The organism is Oleiphilus sp. HI0128, assembly GCF_001635365.1.
Map to the genome: position 1 here is coordinate 1 of NZ_LWGG01001624.1, position 620 is coordinate 620.

Consider the following 620-nt stretch of genomic DNA (forward strand, 5'->3'; position numbering starts at 1 on the left):
TTCTGCATATAGATCACAGTTTGGGATTGCTTGATTGATCATAACCTCTGTGCAGCGAAGTTCTCGGTGGTTCAAGTGTTTGATCTCTTAAAGAACTAAACCCAAAAAACCATTAACCACAGAGGGTACAGAGAGGCCTTCGGCCTACACAGAGAAGAGATAAAAACTAAAAATGTTTTTCTCCATGTCTTCTCTGTGCAGCGAAGCGCTCGGTGTTCTCTGTGGTTCAAGTGTTTGATCTCTTAAAGAACGAAACCCAGATAAGCACTCACCACAGAGGTCACGGAGCGGCCTGCGACCTAGACAAGTTTGTTTGCTGGCAGATGAGTATCTGTCTCTAAACCAGCAAAGACACCCCAACCAAAATGGTCACTACTTCAAAACAGCGCTTAACAATTTTATTTCCTTTGGCGATCGATAGATGCGCTCCAAGGTAGCCTCCAGCTAAAGCCCCCAAAACCAAAGGAAGTACCCACGACCACTTAACCTCGGTCTGTAAGGCCAGCGTAAGCGCCCCCACACCATTCCAAAACAATCCCACCAAAATCAAGGTATAGGCAACCGCTCGCTGGTACTCCAAGCCATACCAAAGCACCAGCCACAAGGTAACGAACAGGCCT

Annotated in this window: 1 protein-coding gene; it reads right to left on the reverse strand. The window is 46.9% G+C overall.

The features are described 5' to 3' along the window. Positions 1-337: 337 nt before the first annotated feature. Positions 338-620: sulfite exporter TauE/SafE family protein (locus tag A3763_RS26425; protein WP_156495357.1), on the reverse strand; the 283-nt coding region annotated here is incomplete at its 5' end.